This window comes from Mesorhizobium sp. NZP2298, from assembly GCF_013170825.1.
In the GTDB taxonomy this organism is placed as follows: Bacteria; Pseudomonadota; Alphaproteobacteria; order Rhizobiales; family Rhizobiaceae; genus Mesorhizobium.
The window spans coordinates 2,359,353-2,385,103 of the sequence record NZ_CP033365.1; the positions used below are offsets into that span (position 1 = coordinate 2,359,353).

At 64.5% G+C, this 25,751-nt stretch carries 28 protein-coding genes; 13 read left to right on the forward strand and 15 right to left on the reverse strand.

All coding sequences use genetic code 11. The features are described 5' to 3' along the window. The first annotated feature begins 194 nt into the window (after window positions 1-194). From EB231_RS11355 to EB231_RS11365, 3 genes are read left to right on the forward strand one after another with little or no spacing between them, the layout of a single operon-like run. A complete protein-coding gene (locus tag EB231_RS11355; RefSeq protein WP_172348881.1) occupies window positions 195-1,361 on the forward strand; it encodes an ATP-grasp domain-containing protein in 1,167 nt (388 codons plus the stop codon). A gap of 4 nt (window positions 1,362-1,365) precedes the next feature. Then, the gene (locus EB231_RS11360; protein WP_172348882.1) at window positions 1,366-2,142 is read left to right on the forward strand and encodes an esterase family protein; all 777 of its coding nucleotides are present in this window, start codon (window positions 1,366-1,368) and stop codon (window positions 2,140-2,142) included. After that, window positions 2,142-2,456, forward strand: a complete 315-nt coding sequence (locus tag EB231_RS11365) for a nuclear transport factor 2 family protein (protein ID WP_172348883.1) — start codon at window positions 2,142-2,144, stop codon at window positions 2,454-2,456. The genes EB231_RS11360 and EB231_RS11365 overlap by 1 nt, the downstream gene beginning before the upstream one ends. A 15-nt stretch (window positions 2,457-2,471) precedes the next feature. Here the strand turns inward: EB231_RS11365 and EB231_RS11370 are convergent, their stop codons facing one another. After that, window positions 2,472-4,004 carry an MFS transporter gene (locus EB231_RS11370; RefSeq protein WP_172348884.1) on the reverse strand — a complete coding sequence of 511 codons (1,533 nt, stop codon included), beginning with the start codon at window positions 4,002-4,004 and terminating at the stop codon, window positions 2,472-2,474. 148 nt (window positions 4,005-4,152) lie between these two features. On the opposite strand from EB231_RS11370, the gene EB231_RS11375 reads away from it, so the two are divergent. From EB231_RS11375 to EB231_RS11395, 5 genes are all read left to right on the forward strand, one after another. Next, a complete protein-coding gene (locus tag EB231_RS11375; RefSeq protein ID WP_172348885.1) occupies window positions 4,153-5,034 on the forward strand; it encodes a LysR family transcriptional regulator in 882 nt (293 codons plus the stop codon). A gap of 132 nt (window positions 5,035-5,166) precedes the next feature. Continuing rightward, window positions 5,167-5,628 (forward strand): MarR family winged helix-turn-helix transcriptional regulator, encoded by a 462-nt coding sequence (locus EB231_RS11380; RefSeq protein WP_172348886.1) that lies wholly within the window; start codon window positions 5,167-5,169, stop codon window positions 5,626-5,628. Between the two features lie 52 nt (window positions 5,629-5,680). Continuing rightward, window positions 5,681-6,244 (forward strand): isochorismatase family protein, encoded by a 564-nt coding sequence (locus EB231_RS11385; protein ID WP_172348887.1) that lies wholly within the window; start codon window positions 5,681-5,683, stop codon window positions 6,242-6,244. Between the two features lies 1 nt (window position 6,245). Then, window positions 6,246-6,575 (forward strand): hypothetical protein, encoded by a 330-nt coding sequence (locus tag EB231_RS11390; RefSeq protein ID WP_172348888.1) that lies wholly within the window; start codon window positions 6,246-6,248, stop codon window positions 6,573-6,575. Continuing rightward, window positions 6,572-7,861 (forward strand): MFS transporter, encoded by a 1,290-nt coding sequence (locus tag EB231_RS11395; RefSeq protein ID WP_172348889.1) that lies wholly within the window; start codon window positions 6,572-6,574, stop codon window positions 7,859-7,861. Before EB231_RS11390 ends, EB231_RS11395 begins: the two co-directional genes overlap by 4 nt. A gap of 367 nt (window positions 7,862-8,228) precedes the next feature. Here EB231_RS11395 and EB231_RS11400 read toward each other — a convergent pair whose 3' ends face one another. The 5 genes from EB231_RS11400 to EB231_RS11420 all read right to left on the reverse strand — a co-directional run bounded on the left by EB231_RS11400 (window position 8,229) and on the right by EB231_RS11420 (window position 11,369). Further along, the gene (locus tag EB231_RS11400) at window positions 8,229-9,332 is read right to left on the reverse strand and encodes an AbrB family transcriptional regulator (RefSeq protein ID WP_172348890.1); all 1,104 of its coding nucleotides are present in this window, start codon (window positions 9,330-9,332) and stop codon (window positions 8,229-8,231) included. Between the two features lie 90 nt (window positions 9,333-9,422). Continuing rightward, window positions 9,423-9,662: a type II toxin-antitoxin system Phd/YefM family antitoxin gene (locus EB231_RS11405; RefSeq protein WP_172348891.1), complete on the reverse strand. Its 240-nt coding sequence runs from the start codon at window positions 9,660-9,662 to the stop codon at window positions 9,423-9,425. A 50-nt stretch (window positions 9,663-9,712) separates the two neighbouring features. Beyond that, on the reverse strand, window positions 9,713-10,021 hold the full coding sequence (locus tag EB231_RS11410) for a putative quinol monooxygenase (RefSeq protein ID WP_172348892.1): 309 nt from the start codon (window positions 10,019-10,021) through the stop codon (window positions 9,713-9,715). 64 nt (window positions 10,022-10,085) lie between these two features. After that, entirely contained in the window at window positions 10,086-10,868 is a 783-nt protein-coding gene (locus EB231_RS11415; protein ID WP_172348893.1) for an SDR family NAD(P)-dependent oxidoreductase, read from the reverse strand. 63 nt (window positions 10,869-10,931) lie between these two features. Beyond that, the gene (locus EB231_RS11420; RefSeq protein WP_172348894.1) at window positions 10,932-11,369 is read right to left on the reverse strand and encodes a DsrE family protein; all 438 of its coding nucleotides are present in this window, start codon (window positions 11,367-11,369) and stop codon (window positions 10,932-10,934) included. Window positions 11,370-11,464: 95 nt separating this feature from the next. On the opposite strand from EB231_RS11420, the gene EB231_RS11425 reads away from it, so the two are divergent. Next, window positions 11,465-12,568, forward strand: coding sequence for a hypothetical protein (locus tag EB231_RS11425; protein ID WP_172348895.1), 1,104 nt, complete (start codon window positions 11,465-11,467; stop codon window positions 12,566-12,568). Window positions 12,569-12,724: 156 nt separating this feature from the next. On the opposite strand, the gene EB231_RS11430 is transcribed toward EB231_RS11425, so the two are convergent. The 3 genes from EB231_RS11430 to EB231_RS35515 all read right to left on the reverse strand — a co-directional run bounded on the left by EB231_RS11430 (window position 12,725) and on the right by EB231_RS35515 (window position 16,119). Further along, the gene (locus EB231_RS11430; protein WP_281411437.1) at window positions 12,725-13,672 is read right to left on the reverse strand and encodes a cation diffusion facilitator family transporter; all 948 of its coding nucleotides are present in this window, start codon (window positions 13,670-13,672) and stop codon (window positions 12,725-12,727) included. Between the two features lie 4 nt (window positions 13,673-13,676). Further along, complete coding sequence (locus tag EB231_RS11435) at window positions 13,677-15,866, reverse strand: anthranilate synthase (protein WP_172348896.1); 2,190 nt, start codon at window positions 15,864-15,866, stop codon at window positions 13,677-13,679. 127 nt (window positions 15,867-15,993) lie between these two features. After that, window positions 15,994-16,119 (reverse strand): hypothetical protein, encoded by a 126-nt coding sequence (locus tag EB231_RS35515; RefSeq protein ID WP_274609153.1) that lies wholly within the window; start codon window positions 16,117-16,119, stop codon window positions 15,994-15,996. A 68-nt stretch (window positions 16,120-16,187) separates the two neighbouring features. Between EB231_RS35515 and EB231_RS11440 the strand changes: the two genes are divergently transcribed. Further along, window positions 16,188-16,958 carry an isocitrate lyase/PEP mutase family protein gene (locus tag EB231_RS11440; protein ID WP_172348897.1) on the forward strand — a complete coding sequence of 257 codons (771 nt, stop codon included), beginning with the start codon at window positions 16,188-16,190 and terminating at the stop codon, window positions 16,956-16,958. Window position 16,959: 1 nt separating this feature from the next. Here EB231_RS11440 and EB231_RS11445 read toward each other — a convergent pair whose 3' ends face one another. From EB231_RS11445 to EB231_RS11455, 3 genes are all read right to left on the reverse strand, one after another. Further along, the gene (locus tag EB231_RS11445; RefSeq protein ID WP_172348898.1) at window positions 16,960-18,015 is read right to left on the reverse strand and encodes a succinylglutamate desuccinylase/aspartoacylase domain-containing protein; all 1,056 of its coding nucleotides are present in this window, start codon (window positions 18,013-18,015) and stop codon (window positions 16,960-16,962) included. A 113-nt stretch (window positions 18,016-18,128) separates the two neighbouring features. After that, entirely contained in the window at window positions 18,129-19,304 is a 1,176-nt protein-coding gene (locus EB231_RS11450) for an MFS transporter (protein WP_172348899.1), read from the reverse strand. A 165-nt stretch (window positions 19,305-19,469) separates the two neighbouring features. Further along, window positions 19,470-21,833, reverse strand: coding sequence for a membrane-bound PQQ-dependent dehydrogenase, glucose/quinate/shikimate family (locus EB231_RS11455; RefSeq protein WP_172348900.1), 2,364 nt, complete (start codon window positions 21,831-21,833; stop codon window positions 19,470-19,472). Window positions 21,834-22,005: 172 nt separating this feature from the next. Here EB231_RS11455 and EB231_RS11460 point away from each other — a divergent pair, with 172 nt between their 5' ends. Then, window positions 22,006-22,455 (forward strand): MarR family winged helix-turn-helix transcriptional regulator, encoded by a 450-nt coding sequence (locus EB231_RS11460; protein ID WP_172348901.1) that lies wholly within the window; start codon window positions 22,006-22,008, stop codon window positions 22,453-22,455. Window positions 22,456-22,458: 3 nt separating this feature from the next. Here the strand turns inward: EB231_RS11460 and EB231_RS11465 are convergent, their stop codons facing one another. Both EB231_RS11465 and EB231_RS11470 read right to left on the reverse strand, forming a co-directional pair. Continuing rightward, window positions 22,459-23,850, reverse strand: coding sequence for an FAD-containing oxidoreductase (locus tag EB231_RS11465; RefSeq protein WP_172348902.1), 1,392 nt, complete (start codon window positions 23,848-23,850; stop codon window positions 22,459-22,461). Next, the gene (locus tag EB231_RS11470) at window positions 23,847-24,308 is read right to left on the reverse strand and encodes a DUF4126 domain-containing protein (protein WP_172348903.1); all 462 of its coding nucleotides are present in this window, start codon (window positions 24,306-24,308) and stop codon (window positions 23,847-23,849) included. Before EB231_RS11470 ends, EB231_RS11465 begins: the two co-directional genes overlap by 4 nt. 140 nt (window positions 24,309-24,448) lie before the next feature. On the opposite strand from EB231_RS11470, the gene EB231_RS11475 reads away from it, so the two are divergent. Then, the gene (locus EB231_RS11475) at window positions 24,449-25,006 is read left to right on the forward strand and encodes a sugar O-acetyltransferase (RefSeq protein WP_172348904.1); all 558 of its coding nucleotides are present in this window, start codon (window positions 24,449-24,451) and stop codon (window positions 25,004-25,006) included. A gap of 2 nt (window positions 25,007-25,008) precedes the next feature. On the opposite strand, the gene EB231_RS11480 is transcribed toward EB231_RS11475, so the two are convergent. After that, window positions 25,009-25,305, reverse strand: coding sequence for an ATP-binding protein (locus EB231_RS11480; protein ID WP_246740916.1), 297 nt, complete (start codon window positions 25,303-25,305; stop codon window positions 25,009-25,011). Between the two features lie 32 nt (window positions 25,306-25,337). Between EB231_RS11480 and EB231_RS11485 the strand changes: the two genes are divergently transcribed. After that, window positions 25,338-25,724 (forward strand): cytochrome b/b6 domain-containing protein, encoded by a 387-nt coding sequence (locus EB231_RS11485; protein ID WP_246740917.1) that lies wholly within the window; start codon window positions 25,338-25,340, stop codon window positions 25,722-25,724. The last annotated feature ends 27 nt before the right edge of the window (window positions 25,725-25,751 follow it).

Here is a 25,751-nt window from a genome sequence, read left to right on the forward strand (position 1 = left end):
CGGTCTGACGGGAAGCGGTGGTGGCGCGCGTGTTCATGCCGGCTCTCATACAGGAGCGGCCCGTGAGAGGCAAGCGGGCCGGTATCCGTCGACTATTATCCCCAATGGGGATGCTCTTTCCCGCACGCCGCAAATGCGCCAGACTTGGGCGCCGGCGGGGCTGCGGTGCGCCATCGCGGGGAAGGGGGTCGTCCATGAATTTCGTGTTCTTCTCGCCGCATTTCCCCGCCAATGGCGCCGATTTCTGCGACCGGCTGAAGAAGGCGGGCGCCACAGTGCTCGGCATTGGCGATGCGCCCCACGATGCGCTGGACGGCAAGCTGAAAGCAGCACTTTCGGAATATTACCGCGTCGCCGACATGGAGGACTACGATGCGGTGTTCCGGGCGATAGGCCATTTCATCCACAGATGGGGCCGCATCGACCGCTTCGAATCGCTCAACGAGCACTGGCTGGAACTGGAAGCCAACATCCGCACCGATTTCAACATCTACGGCACCAAGCTCGATTTCGTGAAGAACCTGAAGCGCAAGAGCCGCATGCGCGCCTTCTTCCGCAAGAGCGGCGTCGAGACGATCGCGCAGCGCAAATGCTCCGACCGCGCCGGCGCCATGACCTTCATCCGCCGCGTCGGCTATCCCGTCGTGGTGAAGCCGGATTCGGGCTCCGGCGCCTCGAACACCTTCAAGATCTCCAACGCCAAGGAGCTCGACCAGTTCTTCCGGGACAAGCCCGAGGACGTGACCTTCGTCATGGAGCAGTTCATCGAGGGGCTGGTGGTGACCTATGACGGGCTGGTCAACCGCGACGGCGAGGTGGTGCTGGCGGCCAGCCACCGCTATGATCAGAGCGTCATGGAGGTGGTCAACAAGGACCGCCACATGAGCTACACCTGCTTTCCCCGGATCCGACCTGTTGTCGAGGAGGCCGGACGCAAGATCCTGAAGGCGTTCGACGTGCGCGAGCGCTTCTTCCACATCGAGCTGTTCGAGACCCGGGACGACCGGATCATCGCGCTGGAGGTCAACATGCGGCCGCCCGGCGCCTGGATGACCGACGCGATCAACTACACGTTCGACATCGACGTCTATGCGGCATGGGCCGAGATGGTGGTCAAGGACGCCGCCGGCGGGCCCTATGAGGGCAAATATTTCACCGCCTATGCCAGCCGCAAGCGGCACCTCCACTATTTGCACAGCCATGAGGACGTGCTAGCGGCGCACCGCGACAAGATCGTCCACCATCAGCCCATAGAAGAGGTTTTCAGCCGCGCCATGGGAAATTACGCCTACCAGATGCGCTCGAAGGATCAGGCTGATCTGCGTGAGGCGGTCGCCTATATCCACGCGGAAAAGGCTTAAGGCGATGGACATCTCCTATCACAAGCATTTCGCCCGCAATCTCGGCCGCGACATGGAATACAAGCGCTACGGCCATGCCGGCCGACCTGTGGTGGTGTTCCCGACCTCGCAGGGACGGTTCTACCAGTTCGAGGATTCCGGCGGGGTGGGCGCACTGGCCGAATTCATCGACACCGGCCGCATCCAGCTGTTCACGGTCGACGGCATCGATTCGGAATCCTTCTTCGACAAGCATCACGACGCCGCGCACCGCATCGCCCGGCACGAGGCCTATTTCCGCTATGTGCGCGAGGAGGCGCTGCCGGAATTTTTGTCCACCGCAGCGGCCGCCAATGGCGGGCGCAAGCTGAAGCCCTTGTTTTCAGGCTGTTCGATGGGCGGCTACCACTCTTCGAACTTCGTCTTCCGCTTTCCGGAGCTGGCCAGCGGCGTCATCTCGCTGTCGGGCGTCTATTCGGCCCGCGATTTCTTCGGCAAGGCGCTGGAGGGCGACATCTTCCACAACTCGCCGCTCGATTATCTGCCCGGCATCGTCGACCCCAAGCTGCTGGCTCGCTTGAAGGCGCTGAGGCTGATCTTCTGCTGCGGGCAGGGCGCATGGGAAGAGCGCATGCTGGTCGAGACGCGCCAGCTGGAGCAGATACTGCGCGACAAGTCGATTCCGGCCTGGGTCGACTATTGGGGTGGCGATGTCAGCCATGATTGGCCATGGTGGCACAAGCAGCTGGTCTATTTCTTTGGCCGCTGGCTGGATGATGACCTGATGCACAGATTGGACTGATGACCACACCCGACCCCATCCGCCGCTTCGTCGAAGCCACCAACAAGGGTGACACGGAAGCCTTTCTCGATACCTTTGCCGACGACGCGTTCCTGAGCGACTGGGGACGATCGTTCCAGGGCCGCGAGCAGATCGCGCGCTGGAACCAGTCGGACAATATCGGCGTGAAGTCACATCTGAGCATCGTCAGCGTCACGCCGGCGGGCGGCACTTATCGCGTCCGCTTCGCCGTCAAGGGCAAGGGCTTCAACGGCGAAGGCGACATGACTTTCACGCTGGATGGTGACCGCATAGCGAGCCTCGTCATCACTTGATGTCGTCGCGGATGATCATGCCTCCTGGCACGCCGTCAGCGGGACCGCCTCGTGTTCTGTCGCCGATCCGCGGCGCAGGCCGAGGAAGACGACAAGGGCGGTGACGACGGTGATTACGGCCAGCACGATCAGCAGCCGATCGAACGCCGTCTCATAGGTCTCGACCAGAACGCTGGCATTGGCCACCGGCAAATATTGCGCCGTTTCACCGACATTGCCGGTGACCAGCAATTGCGCCGCGGCGGCCGCGTCCGCGGAAGATGCGCCTCGAGTGGCGAGTTGTGCCGCAGTGAAGCCCGACAGGATCGCCATGACGATGGCCAGCGCCACGCCCTCGCAGGCGACACGGGTGGTGTTGAAGATGCCGACCGCCATGCCGGCGCGCTCCTTCGGCACGACGCTGACGGCGAGCCCGTCCATCAATCCCCAGGGCAGAGCGATGCCGATGCCGATCAGCATCAGCGGCGCTACCAGCGCGATGGCGACCGGTGGTGTCAGGCTCAGCCAGACGAGGCCGGCGGCGGCGATGAGCAGGCCCGCGCCGCAGATCGTGGCCGGAGCGATCCAGCGCGCCAACTGGCCGGCAAGCAAGGGCAGGATCAGCAATGGTCCCGAGAGGCAGATCATCAATTGCCCGGCCTTGATCTCGCTCATCCCTTCGATGCCGATGAAGCGGATCGGCAACAGCACCAGCAGGACGACGAAGCCATAGGCGGGTGCCGCCGCCAGGAACTGGACGCCGACGAAGCGGGAAAAGCGAAACAGGGTGAGATCGAGCATCGGCCGGCGCACGCGCCGCTCAACGATGACGAAGGCTGCGAAGAAGAGTACTGCCGCCGCGATCAACGCGATGACGACGGGATCGGTCCAGCCGGTCTGCGGCGCCTGCAGCACGCCATAAGTCAGCGCGGCTAGCGCGACGGTGAAGGTGCCGGCTCCCGCCCAGTCGAGTCCGGTTGCATCCGGGTCGCGCGATTCCCTGATGGTGCACAGGCCGAGGGCCGCCGCGGCGATCGCGAGCACTGCAACCAGAACAAAGATCGACCGCCAGCCGAATGCAGAAATGAGCAGGCCGGAGGCGATAGGGCCGAAGGCCAGGCCGATGCCGAAACTGGTGCCGAGGAAGGAGAAGGCGCGCAACCGCAGCGGTCCCTCGAATTCCTGGGCAAGTGCGGAGGCGCCGCCGGCGAAGGCCAAGGCACTGCCGATCCCTTGCGCGGCCCTGAACATGTCGAACCAGACGATGTCGGGCGCCAGCATCGCGCCGAGTGATGCCATGACATAAAGGCAGAGGCCGGCAAGGAAGACGCGCTTGCGACCATGGTTGTCAGCCAGCGCTCCCGATGCCATCAGGCCGGCGCCGAAGGTCAGCATGAAGGCGTTCGTCACCCAATTGAGCGCGATCGGGCTGCCGCCGAGATCGGCCGCGATGCGGGAGAGCGCGACGGCCGGGCCGGTGAAGGTCAAGGGCATCGTCATCGCGGCAAGGCATACCGACAAGAGCACGAGCCATCTCGCGGTCGGGCCGGTTGTGTTCTGCAAGGTCATGGATTTTCCTATCTGAAGCAGCATCGGCCGGCATGGCGCATGGGTTGCGGCGTCGGTCGCAGCCACAAGATAGTTCGGCGGCCTTTCAGGAAAAACGCTACTATATCTCCGGATATACCGGACTGAAACGCTCGAATGGAGGAGCGCAGTGGATCGTCTCAATGGCCTTCTGGCCTTCGCCCGCACCGCCGAGCTTGGCAGTTTCATCGCCGCCGGGCGTGCGCTCGGCATCTCTGCCTCCGCCGTTGGCAAGAGTGTCGCAAGGCTCGAACAGGAACTCGGCGTGCGCCTTCTGCAGCGCAGCACGCGACGCATCGGGCTGACGGAAGAGGGCAGGCTGTTCAACGAGCGGGTACGCCGCATCCTCGACGACATCGACGATGCCGAGGCGATGCTGTCGCGGACGCGGGAGACGCCGCACGGTCGGCTGCGCGTCTCGACCCCGATCGTCACCTATCATCTGCTGCTGCCGGTGCTGTCGGAGTTCATGGCCCGCTATCCCGAGATCGAGCTCGATATCGATTTCAACGATCGCATCGTCGATGTCATCGAGGAAGGCGTCGATGTCGCCATCCGCAGCGGCGAGCTGCCGGATTCCCGCCTGGTGGCGCGGCCGCTCACACCGTTTCGGCTGCTTCTGTGCGCCGCGCCTTCCTATGTCGAGCGTCATGGCGCGCCGAGGGTGCCGGCCGATCTCGCCCGGCATTTCGGCATCCGCTTCCGCTTCCCCAACAGCGGCAAGCTGCAGGAGTGGCCGTTCATCGCCGATGCCGCCGACCCACGCTCGATGCTGACCTGCAACAACATGGAAGCCTTGAAGGGCGCCACGATCGCCGGTCTCGGTATCGGCTGCATGCCCGATTTCCTGGTGCGGGAAGCGTTGCGTGACGGCAGGCTGCGCACCGTGCTGGACGATCATGTCGATGGCCGTGGCCAGTTCCGGATGCTGTGGCCCTCCAATCGCCATTTGTCGCCGAAGGTGCGCGTCTTCGTCGATTTCCTTCCCGAGCGCCTCGCCATGGCGCGATAGGCAGGCCAGCGGGGCACGGCCTCCGGCCGGCCCGGGTTCACGGTCTTCGATCGGCCCGGGGTCACGGTCTTGTGATTTCGAGATATGAAGTTAAACTTTGAAGTTTAGCTTCATATCTACTACAAAGCCGCCATGAAAGATCAGTCGCCCCCGCAGAACGATCCCGAAGTCGCGCATGCGCTGGCCCTGGCGGCCGAGCTTCGGGTGGTGGCCGGCAGGCTGATCCGGCGGCTGCGCGAACAGGCCGATACCGGTGATTTGACCATGTCGCAGAAATCGGCGCTGCTTCATCTGGAGCGCGAGGGTCCGGCGACGGTGACGACGCTGGCGCGCGCCCAGGATATGCGTCCGCAGTCGATGGGCGCCATTGTGTCAGCACTGCAACTGGCCGGTCTGGTGGAAGGCGCGCCGGATCCTGCCGATGGCCGGCAGATCCTCCTGTCGCTTACGGCAGCCTGCCGGGACATGATCGCGACCGGGCGGGCGGCACGACAGGATTGGTTGTTCCGCGCCATCCAGGCGACCCTTGACCGCGAGGAGCAGGAGCAACTCGCAGGCGCCGTCGAATTGTTGAAACGGCTCGCCGACTCCTGACTTTTCAATATCCGCGATCCACGCCGCCGTTCGACCGCCGAAAGGAAGCATAATGGCAGTCACCACGCTTGACCCGAAGACCGCACTCATCGTCATCGATCTGCAAAAGGGGATCGTTTCGCTACCCTGTGCCCATCCGATCGGCGACGTCATACAGCGGGCCGGCGCGCTCGCCGATGCGTTCCGCGGCCGCGCCTTGCCGGTAGTGCTCGTCAACGTCGCCGGCGCGCCTTCGGGCCGGACGGAGCAGGCGCCGCGCGCGCGGGAATTTCCCGCCGGCTGGACTGATCTTGTCCCCGAACTGAAGCGGCAGCGGGAGGATCACATCGTGACCAAGCGCACCGTGGGCGCCTTCGTCAACACCGATCTCGAAGCCTGGCTGAAGGGCGAGGGCGTCACCCAGGTGGTGATCGCCGGCGTCTCCACCTGCATGGGCGTCGAAGCGACCGCCCGTCACGCTCGCGATCTCGGGTTCAACGTTACGCTCGCCATCGATGCCATGACCGACATGAACCTCGATGCCCATACCAACAGCATCGCGCATATTTTCCCGAGGCTGGGCGAAAACGGCACGACACAGGACATCCTCGATCTCTTGGCCAAGGGGAGTGCCTGACATGCAATGGATCGACTGTGTGTCCTATTTCCTTGGTGGCGCCGTGCTGACGAATGCCGTGCCGCATTTCGTCAGCGGCGTGATGGGGCGGCCTTTTCAAAGTCCCTTCGCCAAGCCGCGCGGCCAGGGCCATTCCTCCTCGACAGTGAATGCTCTGTGGGGATTTCTGAACCTGGCGGTCGGTTATCTCCTGGTGGTCCGTGTCGGGGATTTCGACCTGCGATCCACCGCTGATGTCGTCGCGTTGGGGTTGGGCACCCTCCTCATGGGGGTGGCGATGGCACGCATGTTCGGCCGCTTCAACGGCGGCAATGCCCCAGTTGACGGATGAGCGGCCCGGCAAAAGGCACGTTCCGTTCGCTGGCCAATTTCAACTACCGGATCTGGGCCGGCGGCGCGATCGTGTCCAATGTGGGAACCTGGATGCAGCGCACCGCCCAGGACTGGCTGGTGCTGACCCAACTGACCCACAACAACGCGACCGCCATGGGCGTGGTGATGGCGCTGCAATTCGCGCCGCAGATCCTCTTGCTGCCATGGACCGGCTTTGCCGCCGATCATCTCGACCGGCGCAAGCTGCTGCTCGCCACGCAAGCCGCCATGGGCCTGCTCGCGCTCGGTCTCGGCCTGCTCACCGTCGCCGGGCTGGTGCAATTGTGGCACGTCTATCTGTTCGCATTCCTGCTCGGCTGCACGACCGCGTTTGATTCACCAGCGCGCCAGACATTCGTCTCGGATCTGGTCGGCGAGACAGACCTGTCGAATGCCGTGGCGTTGAATTCCACCTCGTTCAATGTCGCGCGCATGATCGGGCCTGCCGTCGCCGGCGCCCTTATCGCCTCCGTCGGCTCCGGCTGGGTGTTCCTGATCAACGCGGCATCTTTTGCCGCTGTCCTTGCCTCGCTCGGCCTGCTGCGCCTCGGTGAGCTTCACCTGAAGGACAAGACGCAGCGGAGCCGCGGCAGGCTTGCCGAGGGTTTTGCCTATGTATGGAAGCGTCCCGATCTCAAAACCATCCTTCTGATGCTTTTCCTGATCGGAACGTTCGGGCTCAACTTCCCGATCTTCATCTCGACCATGTCCGTTTCCGTCTTTCACGCGGGCGCCGGCCAGTACGGTCTGTTGACGTCGACCATGGCGATCGGATCGGTCACCGGCGCATTGCTGGCGGCCCGGCGCGAGCAGCCCCGCCTGGTGTTTCTTCTGGCGGGCGCCGCGATCTTTGGCCTTGGCTTCAGCCTGGCCGCGATCATGCCCAATTACTGGCTGTTCGGCCTGGCGCTCGTTGTCATCGGCGTCTCGGCGCAGACAATGACAACCTCGACGATCGGTCTGGTGCAGCTTTCGACCGAACCTGCCATGCGTGGGCGTGTGATGGCGATCCTGCTGGCCATAACGTTGGGCGGCACCGCTCTCGGCGCGCCGGTGGTCGGCTGGGTGGCCGATGATGTCGGCCCACGCTGGGCGCTTGGCGTGGCCGCCATTGCCGGCTTTGCGGCGGCTCTCGTCGGGGTTCGCTATCTCGCGAGGTATCGCCACTTGCGCGTGCGGATCGAGGCCGGACGTCTCCGCTTCGACCTCGATGATGGCAAAGCCGAGCCGGCAGAGGCCGGATAGGGTCTTCTCCGGCGTCCCGATGAAAATATGATCACTTAGTCAAGTTCTTGATGGAAACCCCGGCGCTGTGATCGCGCTGTCGCAAGGCGAGAACATCGATATTAGCTGGCTCTACCGGCCGGCCGCGAAGCCGGCACCGCAGGCCTGCTGCCGACCGCCCTGCGCGAGCGCGGCCACGATGCGCTTGCCGACGGCCTCTTCGTGTGGGCGGGATGCGAGTTCACCGACTTCCGCGAGATCCGCAAGATCGTGCGCAAGGAATGGGCCTGCCGCGCGACGGGCATCTGGTCACCGCTTACTGGCGCCGCGGCGCGCAGGGCGAAAATGGGGGCGGCGAGGAATGAGGCACCGATGGCGCTGAAGCAGGTCAGTCCCGGATGCTTCTGGCCACCAGCCGCGCGACGCTCGGGCCGATGAGCAGCACGATCAGGAAACGCGCCGATTGCAGCGCCATGACGAAGGAGATGTCGACGTTCTGTGCCGCGGCGGCGATGATGGCGACGCTGTCCATGCCGCCGGGGCTGGTCGCCAGATAGGCGGTCAGCGGATCGATGCCCAGGAGATGGCTGATCAGGAAGGCGAGCCCGCCGCAGAATGCGATCAGCGCCACGATCGAGGCGATGATCTGCGGCAGAGCGCGCGTTGCATGGCGCAGGATCGGCCTGGTGAAATTCAACCCGATCGACCAGCCAACCATGGCGTAGCTGACCGCCAGCAGCCATGGCGGCAGCTGCATCTCGACGCCAAGGCCGAGATGGATGACGGCGCCGAAGATGAAGGTGCCGAGGAAGAAGGGCGAGGGCAGCCGGCACAGCTTTCCCGCCACCCCACCTGCGACTGCGATGCCGATGGTGGTCGCGAAGGCTTGGGCATCGATCTGCGGAAACCAGATGATCGGCGGGATTTCGATGCCCGACGTGTCGACCCACATCTTGGCGACGATCGCCGCTGTCATCGAGACGAAGATGACGCGCAGATACTGCATGAAGGCGACGAGGCGCTGGTCGGCGCCGAAAGCGCCGGCCATCAGCACCATGGCGGTGGCGGCCCCCGGCGAAGAGCCCCAGACGGCGGTGGTGCCGGGCAGGATGCGCCAACGGCTGATCAGCCAGCCAAGCAGGCTGGAGGCCGCTACCGTGGCGATCACCACGCCAAGGAACAGCGGCCACTCGGCGTAGAAGACAGGGAAGATGTCGGCCGAGATCGATGCGGCGACGAGACAGCCGACAATGGCCTGGGCGGAGCCGAACAGCAGGCGAGGCACGCGTACCGTGGCGCCATTGGTGCCGGCAACGATCGCCGCCAGCATTGGCCCGATCAGCAGCGCTGCCGGCAAGGCTGCAACTTCGAGCGCGCCGGCAAACAGGGCGGAGATGGTGAGCAGGATCAGCCATTGCCAGGGCCTGCCTATCCGCGCCATGCGCTCGGTGGCGGGCTGGTCAGGAGGTGGCTGCTGGGCCGAGGAATCCATTCTTCGGTCTTAGACCTGGCGCGTGAAAATGCGAACCACGGTTTACGAAAAAATGATGGTTTCACGCGTCCTGGCGCCGAGTAACAGCTTTCATATGTTGGCGCCGAACCGTTGCTCGATCTCATCGCGACCCATGCGGTCGAAATCTTCAGGGACTGAAAGGCCGGTCATAAAACCAACCCGTCGCTTCTGCGGTGCGGGCTGATCGATAGGCACGATTCTGGCCAATGGCTTGCCGGCGTTGGTGATGATGAACGACTCACCTTTGGCTACCTGTCTTACGAGGCGCGACAGATGGGCTTTCGCATCGCGAATGTTTACCGTTCGCATCAAAGGTTGCTCCTCAAAGACCGCCACCGTGTGGGCATTAGCCGTCCGGCTCAATCCGTCTTGCCGTCAGCCAGCCCAAAGCCACCGACGGGGTGGGTTTCCACCTGGAACTCGAAGCCGGCGATGAAGGGCCGCGCCTTGGCGATGGCCGCTTGGACTTCCGGAAGCTGCAACGAGGCCTTGTGGCTTTCAGCGTCGGTCCACACTTCAGTGACCCAGATCGCATCGGCATCCGCGGGGTCACGAGCGATGATGTAACTCAGGCAACCGGGCAGGGCGCCGGTGCTGTCGCGCAGCAGGTCCATGACCGCGTCGCGCTGGCCGCGCGCCGCCCGCATCTTGCCGATCAGTCCGTACATTCTGTTGCCTCCCCTTCAAAGTCTCCGACAAGAGTATGCGGGCTTTCAGTATGCAGATAGCCTGTCACGGCATCAACTGGCCGCCATTCACCTCGATCACCTGGCCGGTGATGTAACCGCTCAGCAGGTCCGACGAGAGGAACAGATAGGCGCCGACGCAGTCTTGCGCCGTGCCGGCCCGCCCCTGCGGAATTGTGGCGACCATGCCCTTGATCTGCTCCTCGGTCGAATAGCGCTCGTGGAACGGGGTGAGAATGGTACCGGGCGCCACGGCGTTGACGCGGATGCCGAAGCCGATCAGCTCCTTGGCCATGCCGCGCGTCACATTGGAGACGAAGGCCTTGGCCGACCCATAGAGACCGGCACCGCCGCCCGCACCATTGCGCGCGGCGATCGAGGAGGTGTTGACGATGAAGCCGCCCTGCTTCTTCAGCCACGGGATTGCCTTGCGGGAGGCGGTCAGCACCGAGCGCGCATTGAGGTCCATCACCGCGTCATAATGCGCTTCGGTCTGCTCGGCGTAGGGCACCCGGCCGAGCATGCCGCCGGCATTGTTGACCAGTCCGTCGAGACGGCCGAAATGCCGCGCACTGTCCTCGACAACGCGTTCGACATCGGCGGGAACCGAAAAATCGCCCTGGACGAGGAAGACCTCCCCGCCGCTGTCGCGAATGGTCTTGCCAAGTTTCTCGGCGGCCTCTTGGCTCGAATTGTAATGCAGTGCCACCTTGGATTTCTGCGCGGCATAGGCCAGCGCGAGTGCCGCGCCTATGCCGGTAGAGGCGCCGGTGACAAGCACCGCCTTGCCGGCGAGATCGGGAATGGTAAGCGCGGTCGTGGTGGGCACTGTCGGTCCTCCGGAGTGTTCAACGGGACCAGCCGTTCCAGGTCCCATGGTCGAGACTGTGCACTATGGCCGGAGATAGGCATAGCCCTGGCTTTGCAGTTCCGCGAGCTTGACCACGCCGCCCTTGTCGGCGGCATGGAAGCCTTCGAGCAGGTCGGCGAGCGAAATGTCCATGCCTTGCATGGTGTTGGCGCAGGCTTGCGGCTCGAGCCCCTGCTTCACCAGGCCGGCGAAGCGGCCGGAGACCGCGGCCGATATGCCCTTCGACTTGAACGCGGCCAGGGCCGGGCCATGCACGACCAGCACGATGTCGACATTGCCGCCGGTCCCCTCATAGTGGTTCTTGATGTTGCCGAGCACGAAATTGACCTTGTCCACATCGCTCAGGTGATAGACGACCTTCAGCTTGGCGGCCTCGGTGGCCGCCGCCTGCACCGCCCGCAAGCCAAGAAACGTTCCGGTTCCGGCAAGAACCGCACGGAACATGTCACGCCGGCGCATGGCTTCCTCCTCCGATTTCACCGCGATTTGCGTGGCCCCGGCCGCAATACTAGCATAAATTGACGCTACGTCCTGTCGATGCGAGGAGGGATCACATGACGTTCAGGGCAGGGGAATGGAGGACAATTGCGGGCGCTGGATTTGGCGTGGTGCTGCTCGGTTTGCTCTCAGGCACGGCAGTCGCCGGCGACACGCTTAAACTCAGGGAACTCAGCCCGAACGGGGCGGATGCCTGTTTCGGCCGGGTCTATGACGCAGCCCATCTCAAGGCGCATCCGAAGCAGAAGGTGGCGCGGATCTTCTTCTACTACGGCCATGACCCGGTCAGCCGGCCGAACGAAGAGCCCACGGCAAACGCCGACACATCGTATAATGGCTTTCTCACCACCACGGTGCGTGGCGCCAAGGCGCCGGAATGGGCCGGCGGCTGGTGCAATCACGAATCCGAGGACGGTACATCAGGCCCGATCCGCTGCGGCATGGATTGCGATCGTACGCTGGCCTCGCTGAAAGTCGACGACAAGGGCCGGCTGCTCCTCTCTGATCTGTCCTCCGATATCTACCTCGATCCGGACTCCGCGGAGCAACTCGGCAAGGCGGAATACAACCGCCAGGCGCTCGGCTCGGAGGATGATAATTTCCGCCTTGACCCGATGCCGGCCGCAACCTGCCAGGCCGAGTTCGCCCGCATCGATCCCGTCGATCCGGCGCTAGGGGACCCGTTGCGCGTGCGGCTGAAGCCGGACCAGCCCTTCTGCTATGGTCGTGACTACGACGCGGCCCATATGAGTTCGCACCCCAACCAGCTGACGCAGTCGATCCGGGTGTTCCGCGGACCTGTGGAACTGGCATCCTTCGCCTCGGGGGGCGACGCCGCCAACTGGCCCGATGGCGCCGACATTGCCGTCTCAGTGACGACCAGAAAGAATGGCGCCAAGGTCACGCAGACCTATTCCTGCCAGGGCGAGGCGGACCAGTGGCGCTGCGCGGCAAGCTCGAAGATGAGCGATTTTGCCTGCGACATCGTGCAGAAGGAGATCTTCCTCAAGCGCGGCGCCAACGGCATGATGATGCTGGCCAATCCCAATAGCAGCCTGGCGATCGTCGATCTGTGCTCGAAGGCCGCCGACGGCAAGACGAAGTCGGACGACAAGGTCTATCGGCTGGAGCCTATGCCGCAATCGGCCTGCGCACCTTGAGGCCTGTCGATATTCAGGTGAGGCCGGGCTGCGAATGGCGGCTTCCTGCGCTTCCGGTGCTCACGTACTTTGAGTACGCTCCGCTCCGGTTCTCGGAAGCCACCATTCTCGACTCGGCCTGACCTGAATCTCGACAGACCTCAGGCTAGCGCGAGGCTACGCAAACGGCACGGCGGTCGTGCCCTTGGGCAGCTTCGCCTCATCGTCGGGCTCGACATGGATGGTGACGCGCACCGAGGGGATTTCGGCTTTCAGCGCGTCCTCGATGCGGTCGCAGATGACGTGGCTGGCGCCGACCGACATGTCGGCGTCGACGACCAGATGGAACTCGATGAAGGTGGCGCGGCCGGCGATGCGGGTTTTCAGGTCGTGCACCTCCAGCGCGCCCTTGCAGTTGGACGAGATGATGTCGCGGATGCGCATATGTTCCTGCGTGTCGACGGCGCGGTCCATCAGCCCGTTCATCGACGAACCGATGACGTGCCAGCCCTGCCACAGGATGTTGAGCGCGACGATGACGGCAAGTGCCGGATCGAGGATCTGCCAGCCGGTCAGGATCGCCCCGACCAGGCCGCCGAAGACACCGATCGAGGTCACCACATCGGTCATGATATGATTGCCGTCGGCGACCAGCGCCGGCGATTTCTCGGCCCGGCCGACGCGGATCAGCGTCCAGGCCCAGAAGGCATTGATGGCAGTGGCGACGCCATTGATGGCAAGACCTTTCCAGGGCTGCGCGAGCGGCGCTGGCGTTTGCCAGGAGCGCCAGACTTCGTTCAGGATCAACAGCGCGGCGACGACGATCAGCACGCCTTCGAGCACGGCCGAGAAATACTCGGCCTTGTGATGGCCGAACGGGTGGTCCTGGTCGGCGGGCTTGTAGCTGACCTGGATCGCCCAGAAGGCGGCGACCGAGGCAATGACGTTGACGATGGATTCCAGTGCGTCCGAATAGAGCGCGACGGAGCCGGTGACGTACCAGGCGGCGACCTTCAGCGCGAGCACGACAAAGGCGATCACGATCGACCAGAAGGCAAGGTTGGCGACCTTGCGCTTGCCGGCGGCTTTCGTCGCGATCATCATGGCATTGTCGGCTTCGGCCATTCCGTCAGGCTGCCTTTTCCTTGGCCTTGCGCGGCAAATGGGCGACGATATTCTCGATGATGCGCATGCCGGCATTGTGGCCGAGTGTCATGATCGATTCCGGGTGGAACTGCACCGCGGCGATCGGCTCCTTGCGATGTTCGAAGGCCATGATCACGCCGTCTTCTGTCTCGGCCGTGACGATGAAGTCATCGGGCAGCCGCACCGGATCGGCGAAGATCGAGTGGTAGCGGCCGACGGTGACTTCCTTGGGCAGGCCCGAGAAGATGATGCCCGGCTTTGAGACGCGGATGCGCGAGGGCTTGCCGTGCATCGGGATGTGCAACTGGCGCAGTTCCCCGCCATAGGCCTCGGCCAGCGCTTGCAGGCCGAGGCAGACACCGAAGATCGGCAAGTCGCGGGCGCGCGCCTTCTTGATGGTGGCGGCACAGTCGAAATCCTTCGGCGTGCCAGGCCCGGGCGACAGCACGACGAGATCCGGCTTCAGCCGCTCGAAGACTTCCTCCGGCACCGGCGTGCGCACGGTCGAGACATTGGCGCCGGTCTGGCGGAAGTAGTTGGCCAGCGTGTGGACGAAACTGTCCTCGTGGTCGACGAGCAGGATGTTGACGCCGTCGCCGACGCGCGCGGTGGTGCGCTCGGTGCTGGCGGAATTGCCCGTCTTGGCGTCGCGGATGGCGGAGAGCATGGCGGATGCCTTCAATTCGGTTTCGGCTTCTTCTTCCTCGGGAATGCTGTCGAACAGCAATGTGGCGCCGGCGCGCACCTCGGCGATGCCGTCCTTGATGCGGATGGTACGCAACGTCAGGCCGGTGTTCATGTCACCGTTGAAATTGACCATTCCGATGGCGCCGCCATACCAGGCGCGGGGGCTCTTTTCGTTCTGCTCGATGAAGCGCATGGCCCACAGTTTCGGCGCGCCGGTGACGGTGACCGCCCAGGCATGCGAGAGGAAGGCATCGAAGGCATCCATGCCTTCGCGCAGCCGGCCCTCGATGTGATCCACGGTATGGATCAGGCGCGAATACATCTCGATCTGGCGGCGGCCGATGACGCGCACCGAACCCGGCTCGCAGACCCGCGACTTGTCGTTGCGGTCGACGTCCGAACACATTGTGAGCTCGGATTCATCCTTCTTCGAATTGAGCAGCTTCAGGATCTGCTCGCTATCGGAAATGGCGTCGTCGCCCCGCTTGATGGTGCCCGAGATCGGGCAGGTCTCGACACGGCGGCCGTTGACGCGCACGAACATTTCGGGCGAGGCGCCGATCAGGTATTCGCCTTCGCCCAGGTTGATGAAGAAGGAATAGGGCGAGGGGTTGATCGACTTCAGCTTGCGCGAAATCTCGGATGGCTGCGTCTCGCAACGCTCATAAAACATCTGGCCGGGAACGACCTCGAACAGGTCGCCGCGCTTGAACGAGTCCATCGCGCGGCGCACAAGGTTGGCATATTCGCCGGGCTCATGGTCGCCACGCGGCGGGATGCGGTCGGCGGTCTGGAACGGCTCGGCGATTTCGTCGCGCGGCAGGCCCTCGGTCGAAAAACCCTCGCCTGAATAGTCGTAGCGGTCAGTCCAGGCCTTGGCCGAATAATGGTCGACGACCAGGATCTCGTCAGGCAGGAACAGCACGAGGTCGCGCTGGCTCTCCCTGCGCTCGAGCTTGTAGTCGACCGGGTCGAACTGGAAGGCGAGGTCGTAGCCAAAGGCGCCATAGAGGCCGAGATTGGCGTCTTCCGCTGTCTTGAACAAAGCGGTGATGGCACGCAGCACGGTAAAGACCGAAGGCACGCGGCTGCGCTCCTCTTCGGTGAAGACACGGCCCGGTTTGGCGACATCGAGGCGGATCAGCTTCCTGGTCGTCTCGGCGATCGTGACATCAGCCAAGCCGCCGAGCGTCTTGCCGATGACCGGCAACAGTGCTTCGCCACGCCCGTTCAGTGCCTCGATGCGCATGGCGCGACCGCGCGCGGAGATGACCAGAGGCGGATCGATGATGGCCGTGTCCCAGCGCGTGTAGCGGCCGGGATATTCGTAATTCGAGGAAAACACGGCACCGCGGCGCGAATTCAGCCCGTCGACGTAAGTGTCGATCGCGCCTGCATAGGGCCGGTCGTGGCGCTCGCGGGTGATGGTGATGCCACCCGCGGTCACGAAGCTTTCAGCGCCGTTTTCCAGAACCTTCATCGTCATTGCCGTCTCCATCTGGCTTGTTGGGGCAACGGACCCGGGACTGGCTTGGAAAAAACAAATGGCCGCCCGGACTTTCCGTTGCGGCCACCCTCTACTTTTCACGCACGCGCGTTCGAACAGGCCGCTGTCAGCAGGCCCACCACCAAATGGTCTTGGTCGAACGCATGTTCATGGCGAAATCCATAGCGGCGAAAAACTGGATGCGCAACTGATTTGAAAAGCCTCTTCGGTGGCCGCCGGTTCCCAGGCTCATGGCACATCGCCAGAGCTGGCGGTCGCGTCTAGGCTGGATACCCAACACCATGAAGACGGGAAACACCAATGACCGAACAGGCCGAGCGCGCGCGGACGTTCCATTCCCTTCACGTGAAGGGCAACCCGATCGTTCTCTACAATGCCTGGGATCCGGGCTCAGCAAAGATCGTGGAGAAGGCAGGCGCCAAGGCCATCGCCACCGGCAGCTGGCCGGTCGCGGCAGCATTCGGTTATGCCGATGGTGAGAAAATCCCGCTGGACCTGGCACTCGACAACATCAAGCGTATCGTGGCGGCGGTCGATCTGCCGGTGACGATGGACCTCGAAGGCGGTTATGGTGTCGAACCGGAGGTCGTTGCCAAGACGGTGACACGTGCCTTGCAGGCCGGGGCCATCGGCTTCAATTTCGAGGACCAGATCGTTGGCGGCACGGGCTTGCACGACATCGGCGTGCAGGTAAGGCGGGTCGAAGCGGCCGCGGCCGCCGTCAAGGCCTCCGGTATCCCGGCCTTCCTCAACGCCCGCACCGACATCTTCCTCAAGGCCAAGCCCGATGCGCATGACAAGGCGCTGCTCGACCAGGCGATCGAGCGGGCGCATGCCTATGAAAAGGCCGGAGCAAGCGGCTTCTTCGCGCCGGGTCTCGGCGACGAGGGCCTCATCGAGGCGCTCTGCAAGGCCACGACGCTGCCGGTCAACATCATTGCATTGGCGCATGTGCCGCCGCGCCAGCGGCTGGCCGAACTCGGCGTCGCCCGTATCAGCCATGGCCCGGTGCCCTACCGGCAGATGGCGGAATGGCTGGAGGCGAAAGCGCGGTTGGCCATTTCTGGCTAGGTCAGTCTTCCAGCGTCCCTGATCGTGCGTCGGCGCTCTTCCTGTCGCCGACCAGCTTCAGCAGGTCCTCGCCGGCGCGGATGATGCGGCGCGAGCGGCGGGTCAGGATGATGCCGTCCTGCGGCGCGAACACTTCCGCGCGGCCATCGGCTTCGCCCGGCGCGTGCACGATGGTGGCGAGGCGCGTGCCCCTGGCGACACGGTCGCCGGGCTTGACGTCATAGAGCACAGCACCGGCCCGGGGCGCGGGCATCATGTCGATGTTTTCCAGGGGGGCCACAGTGCCGGTGAAAGGGCCGGGTGCGGGGAGTGCGCTGTCGGCGATCACGCCGCGTACCACCAGCAGCCGGTAGAGGCCTTCGGCATCGGCGGCAGCCAGCGCGCCATCGACATCGAGGATGCCGCGATATTCGACCGTGGTGGCGACACGGCGGTCGAACTTCGCCACATCGGCGGGAACGTTCTGATAGGGCATGATCGAGGCGCCCTCGAAGGTGCCGTCTGTGTCCTCGCTCCACAGCACCACCGCATCGACGCCCATGGCGGCGGCGCAATCGGCCATGGCCGGCCACAGGCTGGTGTGGACGTAGAGATAGGCAAGACCCTCGTCATCGCAGTGCAGGTCGAGCACGATGTCGTGGCCCATCGACAGTTGCACCAGGCGTGACTTCAGCCGCTGGTCGGCGCCGCCAAACGAGGTGTCCGGCAAGAGCCTGGCGTCGGGCGCGGCAAGCAGCGGAAAGCCGCGGTTGAAATTGGTGCGGGTGCCCAGATGGAAGCGGCCCTGGTGCTCGCCGAAATGATATTGCGCGCGGCCGATCGGGTTGGCCCACGGTACGATGGTGATGCTGCCCTTGATGCGGCCTTCGGCCTCCGCCTTGTTCAGCGCCGGCATCAGCGCGTCGATGGCGACGACGCCTGGCAGTTCGCCGGCATGGAGTGCGGCCTGCAGATAGGCCGAGGGCGCCGCCTTGTCGCTGCCTGTGAAGCGGAACACCGGGAATTCGTAGGAAACGCCTTCGCTATCACCGGCGATGCGTTCGATCGATTTCTGCATGACTTCCTCCATCAAGAGCAAGAAGACATGCCCATTTGAGGCTATCGATGTCGATTGGTCCAGCCGGCCGCGCTATGGGCGCAAGATTTCCATCCCTCTGACGGAAGAGACGTCTATTCCGCGGCAGCCTGGAGCGAGACGGGCGCGCGCCGGTCCAATGCCTGCGACAGCACTGCCACGGTGACAGCCAGCAAGGCGAGCACCGCGCCGACCAGCGGCAGATTGGCGTAGGAAACGCCGGCCGACAGGGCCACGCCGCCAATCCAGGCGCCGCCGGCATTGCCGACATTGAAGGCGCCCTGGTTCAGCGTGGCGGCAAGGTTCGGCCCTTCCGAGGCCGCCTCGACGACGCGGATCTGCAGTGGCGGCACGACGACGAAGATGAGCAGGCCCCAGAGGAAGACGATGCCGATGGCCACACTTGCGATGGCCCCGAACTGCATGAAACCGACGAACAGGACCGCCATCAAAAGCAGCGTACCGATGACGGTCGGCATCAGCTTCCAGTCGGCCAGGCGCCCACCAATGATGTTGCCGATCGTCATGCCGGCGCCGAACAGCAGGAGCACCCAGGTAACTGCCGAGGTGGACAGGCCGGACACGTCGGTCAGATAGGGCTTGATGTAGGTGAACACGGCAAACAGGCTGGCCGAGGCCAGCGAGGCGATCAGCATCGCCAGCCAGACCTGCAAACTGCCCAGCACGCGCAACTCGCCGCGCAGGCCACCACCGCTCGGCTCAGTGACATCGGACGGCACCAGCCAGGCGATCGCCGCGACAGAGATCAGGCCGATGCCGACAACGGCGATGAATGTGGAGCGCCAGCCGAACGCCTCGCCGAGGGCTGTGCCCGCGGGAACGCCCAGGATGTTCGAAAGCGTCAGGCCGGCAAACATCAGCGCCATTGCACTGGCGCGTTTGTTGCGCGGCACGAGGCTGGCGGCAACGACCGAGCCGATGCCGAAGAAGGCGCCGTGCCCAAAAGCGGTGAAGACACGCGCCGCCATCAGCGTCCAATAATCAGGTGCGATGGTGCAAAACAGATTGCCGACGACGAATGAAGCCGTAAGCCCGACCAGGACCGGCTTGCGCGGCAGATGCGCGGTGGCCATGGCGACGATCGGCGCGCCGAAGACGACGCCGAGCGCATAGCCGGTGACCAGCAGCCCCGCCGACGGGATCGACACGCCAAGGTCGGCGGCGACCTCCGGCAGCAGGCCCATGATGACGAACTCGGTGGTGCCGATGCAGAAAGACGCAATGGCAAGCGCAAGGATCGGCAAGGGCATGGAACGTCCAGACTGAATCGGTTCAATTTCAGTCTGCGCGAGGAGTCATGCCGGGTGCAATGTATATTGCTGCATTGCAGCAATGCAGAAAGCGTGGAGCAGATTGAAACGAGGCGCCGCGGCGCCTCGTTTGTGATCAGCGTTGAGGGAACAAGCCTTTCCCGATCATGGCGCCTTTGGCAAGGCATAGGCGATGATGTAGTCGCCACGATCGGGCGACTGACGCGCACCGCCCGCCGACACGACGACGAACTGGCGGCCGCTCTCGGGCGAGGTGTAGGTCATCGGCGTTGCCTGCGCGCCGACCGGCAGGCGGCCCTTCCAAAGCTCCTCGCCGGTGGCGACGTCGATGGCGCGCAGATAATAGTCCTGCGTGCCGGCATAGAAGACGAGCCCGCCCGCCGTCGTCACCGGGCCGCCGAGTGACGGCATGCCGATCGGGATCCGCAGGCCGGTCTTCATCTCAAGCGGGCCGGTGTCCTGCAGCGTGCCGGCCGGAATCTGCCAGACGAGTTTTCGCGTGTTCAGGTCGATGGCGCTGATCGTGCCGTAGGGCGGCTGGTGGCAGGGCACGCCGAGCGGCGACATGAAGCCGTTCTTGAGCGCGCCATACGGCGTGCCGAGCTGGGTGCCCAGACCGTCATGCGCCGCCGAGGGGCCATAATTGTCCGCCACCGCGCGCGGCAGCAATTCGACGAATTGCGGCATGCGGATATCGTTGACGATCAGGTAGCCGTTGGCCTCGTCGATCGAGGCGCTGCCCCAGTTCATGCCGCCATAATAGCCGGGAAACTGCAGCGAACGCGTCGGACCCGGCGGTGTGAATTCGCCCTCGTAGCGCAGCTTCTTGAAGCCGATACGGCAATAGAGCTGGTCGAACGGAGTGGCGCCCCACATGCTGGCCTCGGTGAATGGCTGATCGCCGATCGAAGGCATGCCGACCGAATAGGGCTGGGTCGGCGACAGGAAATCCTCCTTGGCGCCGCCATCTTGCGGCACCGGCTTTTCCTGCACCTCGGCGATCGCCTTGCCGTCGCGGCGGTCGAGCATGAAGATCTGGCCGCGCTTGGTGACCTGGATCAGCGCCGGCACCTTTCCGCCCTTGCCGTCGGGCACATCATAGAGCGCCGGCTGCGAGGGAAGGTCATAATCCCACAGGTCATGATGCACGGTCTGGAATTTCCAGCGCTCGCGGCCGGTGGCGATATCGAGCGCGACGACCGAAGCGGTGTAATCCTCCGCCGCCTTGCTGCGCTCGGCGCCGAAGAAGTCGGGCGTGGCGTTGCCGGTCGGCAAATAGACGAGGCCGAGCGCGTCGTCATAGCTCGGCGTCGACCAGACGTTGGGCGTGCCGCGCGTGTAGCTCTGGCCTTCCGGCGGCAGTTTGGTGATCGCCGGATTGCCGAGGTCCCAGGCCCATACCAGCTCGCCTGTCCTGGCGCTGAAGGCCCTGACGGCGCCGGACGGCTCGCCGGTCTCGACATTGTCCCAGACCCAGCCGCCGACCATGATCAGGTCGCGCATGACGGTGGGCGCCGAAGTCTGGAAATAGAAACCGGCCTTCACCTCGCCCATGCCTTGCTTGAGGTCGACGGTGCCGCCTTGGCCGAAATCCGGGCAGGGCTGGCCGGTCTTGGCATCGATCTCGATCAGCCGCGCATCGATGGTGGTCATGACGATGCGCCCCGCACAGATCGCTGAGGCGCCACTGGCCGCGGCATCGGCCGTCGGCTCGTAGTAGCTGACGCCCCGGCAACGCTGCCACAGCGGCGCCGAAGCCTTCGGGTCGAATTCCCAGCGCGGCTCGCCGGTTTCGGCGTTGAGCGCGTTGACGACATTTTTCGAGGAGCAGGTGTAGACCGTGTCGCCGATCTGCAGCGGCGTGTTCTGGTCCTCGGCGCCCTTGACCGGTATATCGCCGGTGCGGAAGGTCCAGGCGACCTTGAGGTCCTTCACATTGTCCTTGTTGATCTGGCCGATCGGCGCATAGCGCGTGCCGGCGGGCGTGCGGCCGTAATGGCGCCAGTCGGTGCTGGAGGCGGCCGCGGCAAGCGGCGGCGCTTCGCTGGCGGCGACCATGTCGCGGATCACGCCATGCGGCTGGAAGGCGTAGGCTGCAGTGGCGATAAGGCCAAGCACGAGGACACCTGCAACGGCGAACGGGCCGCGCTTGCCGCCGCCGGATGACGGGAAAAGCGGCGCCAGCAGGAGGGCGATCACCGCCAGCACCGCCGGCGCGACCAGCCGCGGCACCAGCGGCCAGAAGTTCAGCCCGGCCTCCCATAACGCCCAGGCAATGGTGGCGAGGAAGATGAGGAGGTAGAGCCAGAAGCCTGCGCGCCGCCGTAAGGCGAAGAGGAAACCGGAAACGATGATGCCGGCGCCGGCCAGCGCATAATACCAGGAGCCGCCAAGACCGATGAGCTGGACGCCGCCATAGAGCAGCGGCAGGCCGATGATCATCAGCACCAGGCCGAAAAGCACGAGCAGCCAGATGCCGCCGGAGCTGTTGGAATCTTGTTTCGACATATCGGTCCTCACGTTTTTCCGGGTGCGGCGCCTCGCGGTCGCGGCGGCCGAAAAGGGCCGTCAGGGCGATCTTTGGAGCTCGGTCGTCGGCTTCCGGTTCTTGGCGACTGGGGCTTCGCCAGGGAAAAGAATTTTATCGCAACCTAATAAATAGCATGTTATCTTTTTCGGTATGTCCAAGCAAGACCCGGATCGTGCCAGATTTGGCCAACTGGTTATATCAGTCGCAAGGCTTTGGCGGCGCGCGGCCGACAAGGCGCTCGACGATTGCGGCCTGTCGCATGCCACCGCCATGCCACTGGTGATGCTGTCGCGGCTGGGTGACAATCGGCGCCAGGGTGTCCTTGCCGATCATCTTGGCTTCGAAGGGCCGTCCCTGGTGCGCATCGTCGACCTGCTGGTCGAGGAGGGGCTGGTGACGCGCACCGAGGATGCCGCCGACAGGCGGGCCAAGATCCTGTCGCTCACCGATGCCGGGCGCCGCCGTGTGACCGAGATCGAGCGCCTGCTGGCGGTGCTGCGCGCCGATCTGCTCAGTGATGTCGGTGACGACGAGCTGAAAGGGGCGATGCTGCTGCTCGGCCGGCTGGAGGCGAAGCTGACCGGGCCGGATAGCGAATAGATTTCAGGCCAGAGGCTTCAGTTCCTGCGCGATCGTTGGCAACAGTTCCGACACGGTGGGGTGGATGTGCACCGCGCGCGCCAGAGTGTCGACGGGCGCCTTGGCGTACATCAGGTCGAGCACGCAATGCACCGCCTCGTCGCCACCGGGGCCGAGCACCGAGCAGCCGAGGATTTCGCGCGTGTCGGCATCGACAAGGATCTTCATGAAGCCTTGCGTCTCGCCCTTTTCGACGGCGCGGCCGACGCGCGTCATCGGCCGCTGGCCGACCAGCGCGCGACGCCCGGATTTCTTCACCGCCGCTTCCGTCATGCCGCAGCGGCCGAGCGGCGGGTCGATGTAGAGCGCATAGGCCTCGATGCGGTCGCTGACTTTGCGCGGATCATTGTCGAGCAGGTTGGCGGCGACGATCTCGTAGTCGTTGTAGGAGGTGTGGGTGAAGGCGCCCCTACCGTTGCAGTCGCCCATCGCCCAGATGCCGGGCACGCTGGTGCGCAGCTGGTCGTCGACGATGACGGCACCACGCTTGTCGACGGCGACGCCGGCTCTATCGAGGCCGAGATCGTCGGTGTTGAGCGTTCGGCCGAGCGCCAGCAGCACGTGAGAACCGACGGCCGGCGGCTTGCCGGCCGTGAAGGTCACCGCGATGTCGTTACCCCTCTTGGCGAAGCCGATGTCGTCGGCGCCGACATGGACCGCGATGCCTTCGTTTTCGAGGATGGAGAGGATGGTGGCCGAGACGTCCTCGTCCTCGCGGCCGGTCAGGCGCGGGCTCTTCTCGATGACGGTGACGTCCGAGCCGAAGCGGCGGAACATCTGCGCGAACTCGAGCGAGATGTAGCTGCCGCCGACGACGACGAGGTGGCGCGGCAGCACGTCGAGATCCATCATCGAGGAATTGGTCAGGTAGTCGATGTCGTGGATGCCGGGGAGGTCGGGCACGGACGCGCGGCCACCCGTGTTGAGGAAGATCTTTTCGGCGCTCAAAAGGTCGTCGCCGACACGCACAGTGTTGGCGGATTCGAAGCGCGCATGGCCGCGATAGAGGGTACAGCCCTTCATGCCGGCGATCCATGTCTCCAGATTGCCGCGGGCGTCGTTGGTGACCTTGTCCTTGCGCGCCTTGATCCGTTGATAATCCACACCGACGGGGCCGCCGAGCGTGACGCCATAGTCGGCGGCACGCCTCGCCAGATGCGCGGCATAGGCGCTGGCGACCATGGTCTTGGTCGGCATGCAGCCGGTGTTGACGCAGGTGCCGCCGACCAGCTTGCGCTCGATCAGCGCCACGCTCATGCCAGCGGCTGACAGGCGGCCCGCCAATGGCGACCCCGCCTGGCCGGCGCCGATGATGATGGCGTCGAAGGTCTTTGCGTTTAAGCTCTGGGCCGTCATGCCACCGCCGCCACGATCAGCAGGCCGCCGATGATCGCCACCGCGTCCTCGATGAAGGCGGCGGGCGGATCCTTGCCGAAAGCGGCCGCCAGCCGGCCGCGCGCTTCGGCGCCGCCCAACGTGCCGATGACCGCGCCGATGGCGCCGGCGATCAGGCCGCCTATGGTGGAACCGCCGGTCGCACCGATCACCGCGCCGCTGAAAGCACCAAGCAGGATGCGGGCGCCGAATTGCTGCGGCACCTTGCGGCTTGGCGTCGACGGCAGCTGGTCGGTGACGAGCTCGACGATGGCCAGGATGGTGAAGATGCCGACAGCGGCCCAATGGCTCATGAAGCTGGCCCAGGTGCCGGCAACCGGCAGCCAGCCCAGATACGCGCCCCAGGCGACGGCGGCCGGCGCGGTCATGGCGCGCAGGCCGGCAATGACGCCGATCAGAAGTGCAAGAAGCAAGAGCATGTTGATCCCCCTCGATCAGTGGCCAGGACGGCCTTGAGACGGCAGGCTACCATAGGTCCGATATTTGACCAGTACTCGGATTGGCGCTTTTGTGCCGGCCGCACTCATGCTTTTCAAAGACGTCAATGGGAGACCACGCCATGGCCGGAAGCGAGCGCGCGAAGATGGCGGCCGGCGAATGGTACACTTGCCTCGATGACGAGTTGGAGGCACTGCGCGTCACGGCGCGCGACGCGGTGTTCGAGCACAATTGCCTGCCGCCGCGGCAGCGCGGCAATCTCGGGCCGGGCTTGAAGGCATTGCTTGGTAGCGTGGGCGAGGGCGCGCGCATCGAGGCGCCGTTCCACTGCGCCTATGGCTTCAACATCGTTCTTGGCGATGGCGTCTTCCTCAACGCCGGCTGCACCATCCTCGACACGGCAAGCGTGCGCATCGGCAAGGAAACGTTGCTCGGCCCCAACGTGCAGATCTATTGCGCCGAGCACCACAAGGAAGTTGCGGGGCGACAGGCGGGGCTGGAGATCGCCAGGCCGGTCGAGATCGGCGCCCATGCCTGGATCGGCGGCAGCGCCATCATCCTTGGCGGCGTCAGCATCGGCGAGGGCGCCATCGTCGGCGCCGGCGCCGTGGTGACGCGTGATGTGCCCGCGAACGAGACGGTGGTGGGCAATCCGGCGCGACTGGTCAAGCGCCGTTGACGTTACGCCGTGGGAAACCGGATCGTTGCCTCAAAACCATCCTGCCGGCCGGATGCTGGCGAGTTCAGGACCAGCGTCGCGTCGATCTGTTGCAGGATTTTGCTGACGATCGCCAATCCGAGGCCCGACCCCTCCGCACGAGTCGCGCCGCGTTCGAACCGTTTGATCAAGCCCTGAGGGACGGGAACCACCGGACCTTGGTTGATCACACTGAGCCGGGCGTCCTCGTAGATGCGCACGACAACCTCGCCGCCTTCGGCGCCATGCCGCAAGGCATTCTCGATGAGGTTGCGCAGCACGATGGCCAGCGCATCGGTGTAGATCGCGGCGTATGATCGCCGGGTTGGCGGGATCGGGATACACGCGCTTCCGCCAGTTCGTTCGTGGGCCGCGCGCGGTGAGCGCTTATCTCGCCGACGTGGCGCAGGGTGATGAGAGGCGCTATCTAGGCCACAACCCTGCCGGCGGCGCCATGGTGCTGGCGCTTCTGACCTGCGTCGCAGGGATCGCGCTGACCGGCTGGATGCAGACCACCGATGCCTGGTGGGGCGTGGCCTGGGTCGAGGACACGCACAAGATCCTGGGCAATGGCATCCTGGTGCTGATCGGGCTTCATGTCGGCGGCGTACTGCTGGCGAGCCTGCGTCATCACGAGAATATGGTTCGCGCCATGGTCACCGGCCGCAAGCGTGCGCCATCGCCGGAAGACGTTGCCTGATTCCGGCGGTTGGAAATGCAAAGGCGC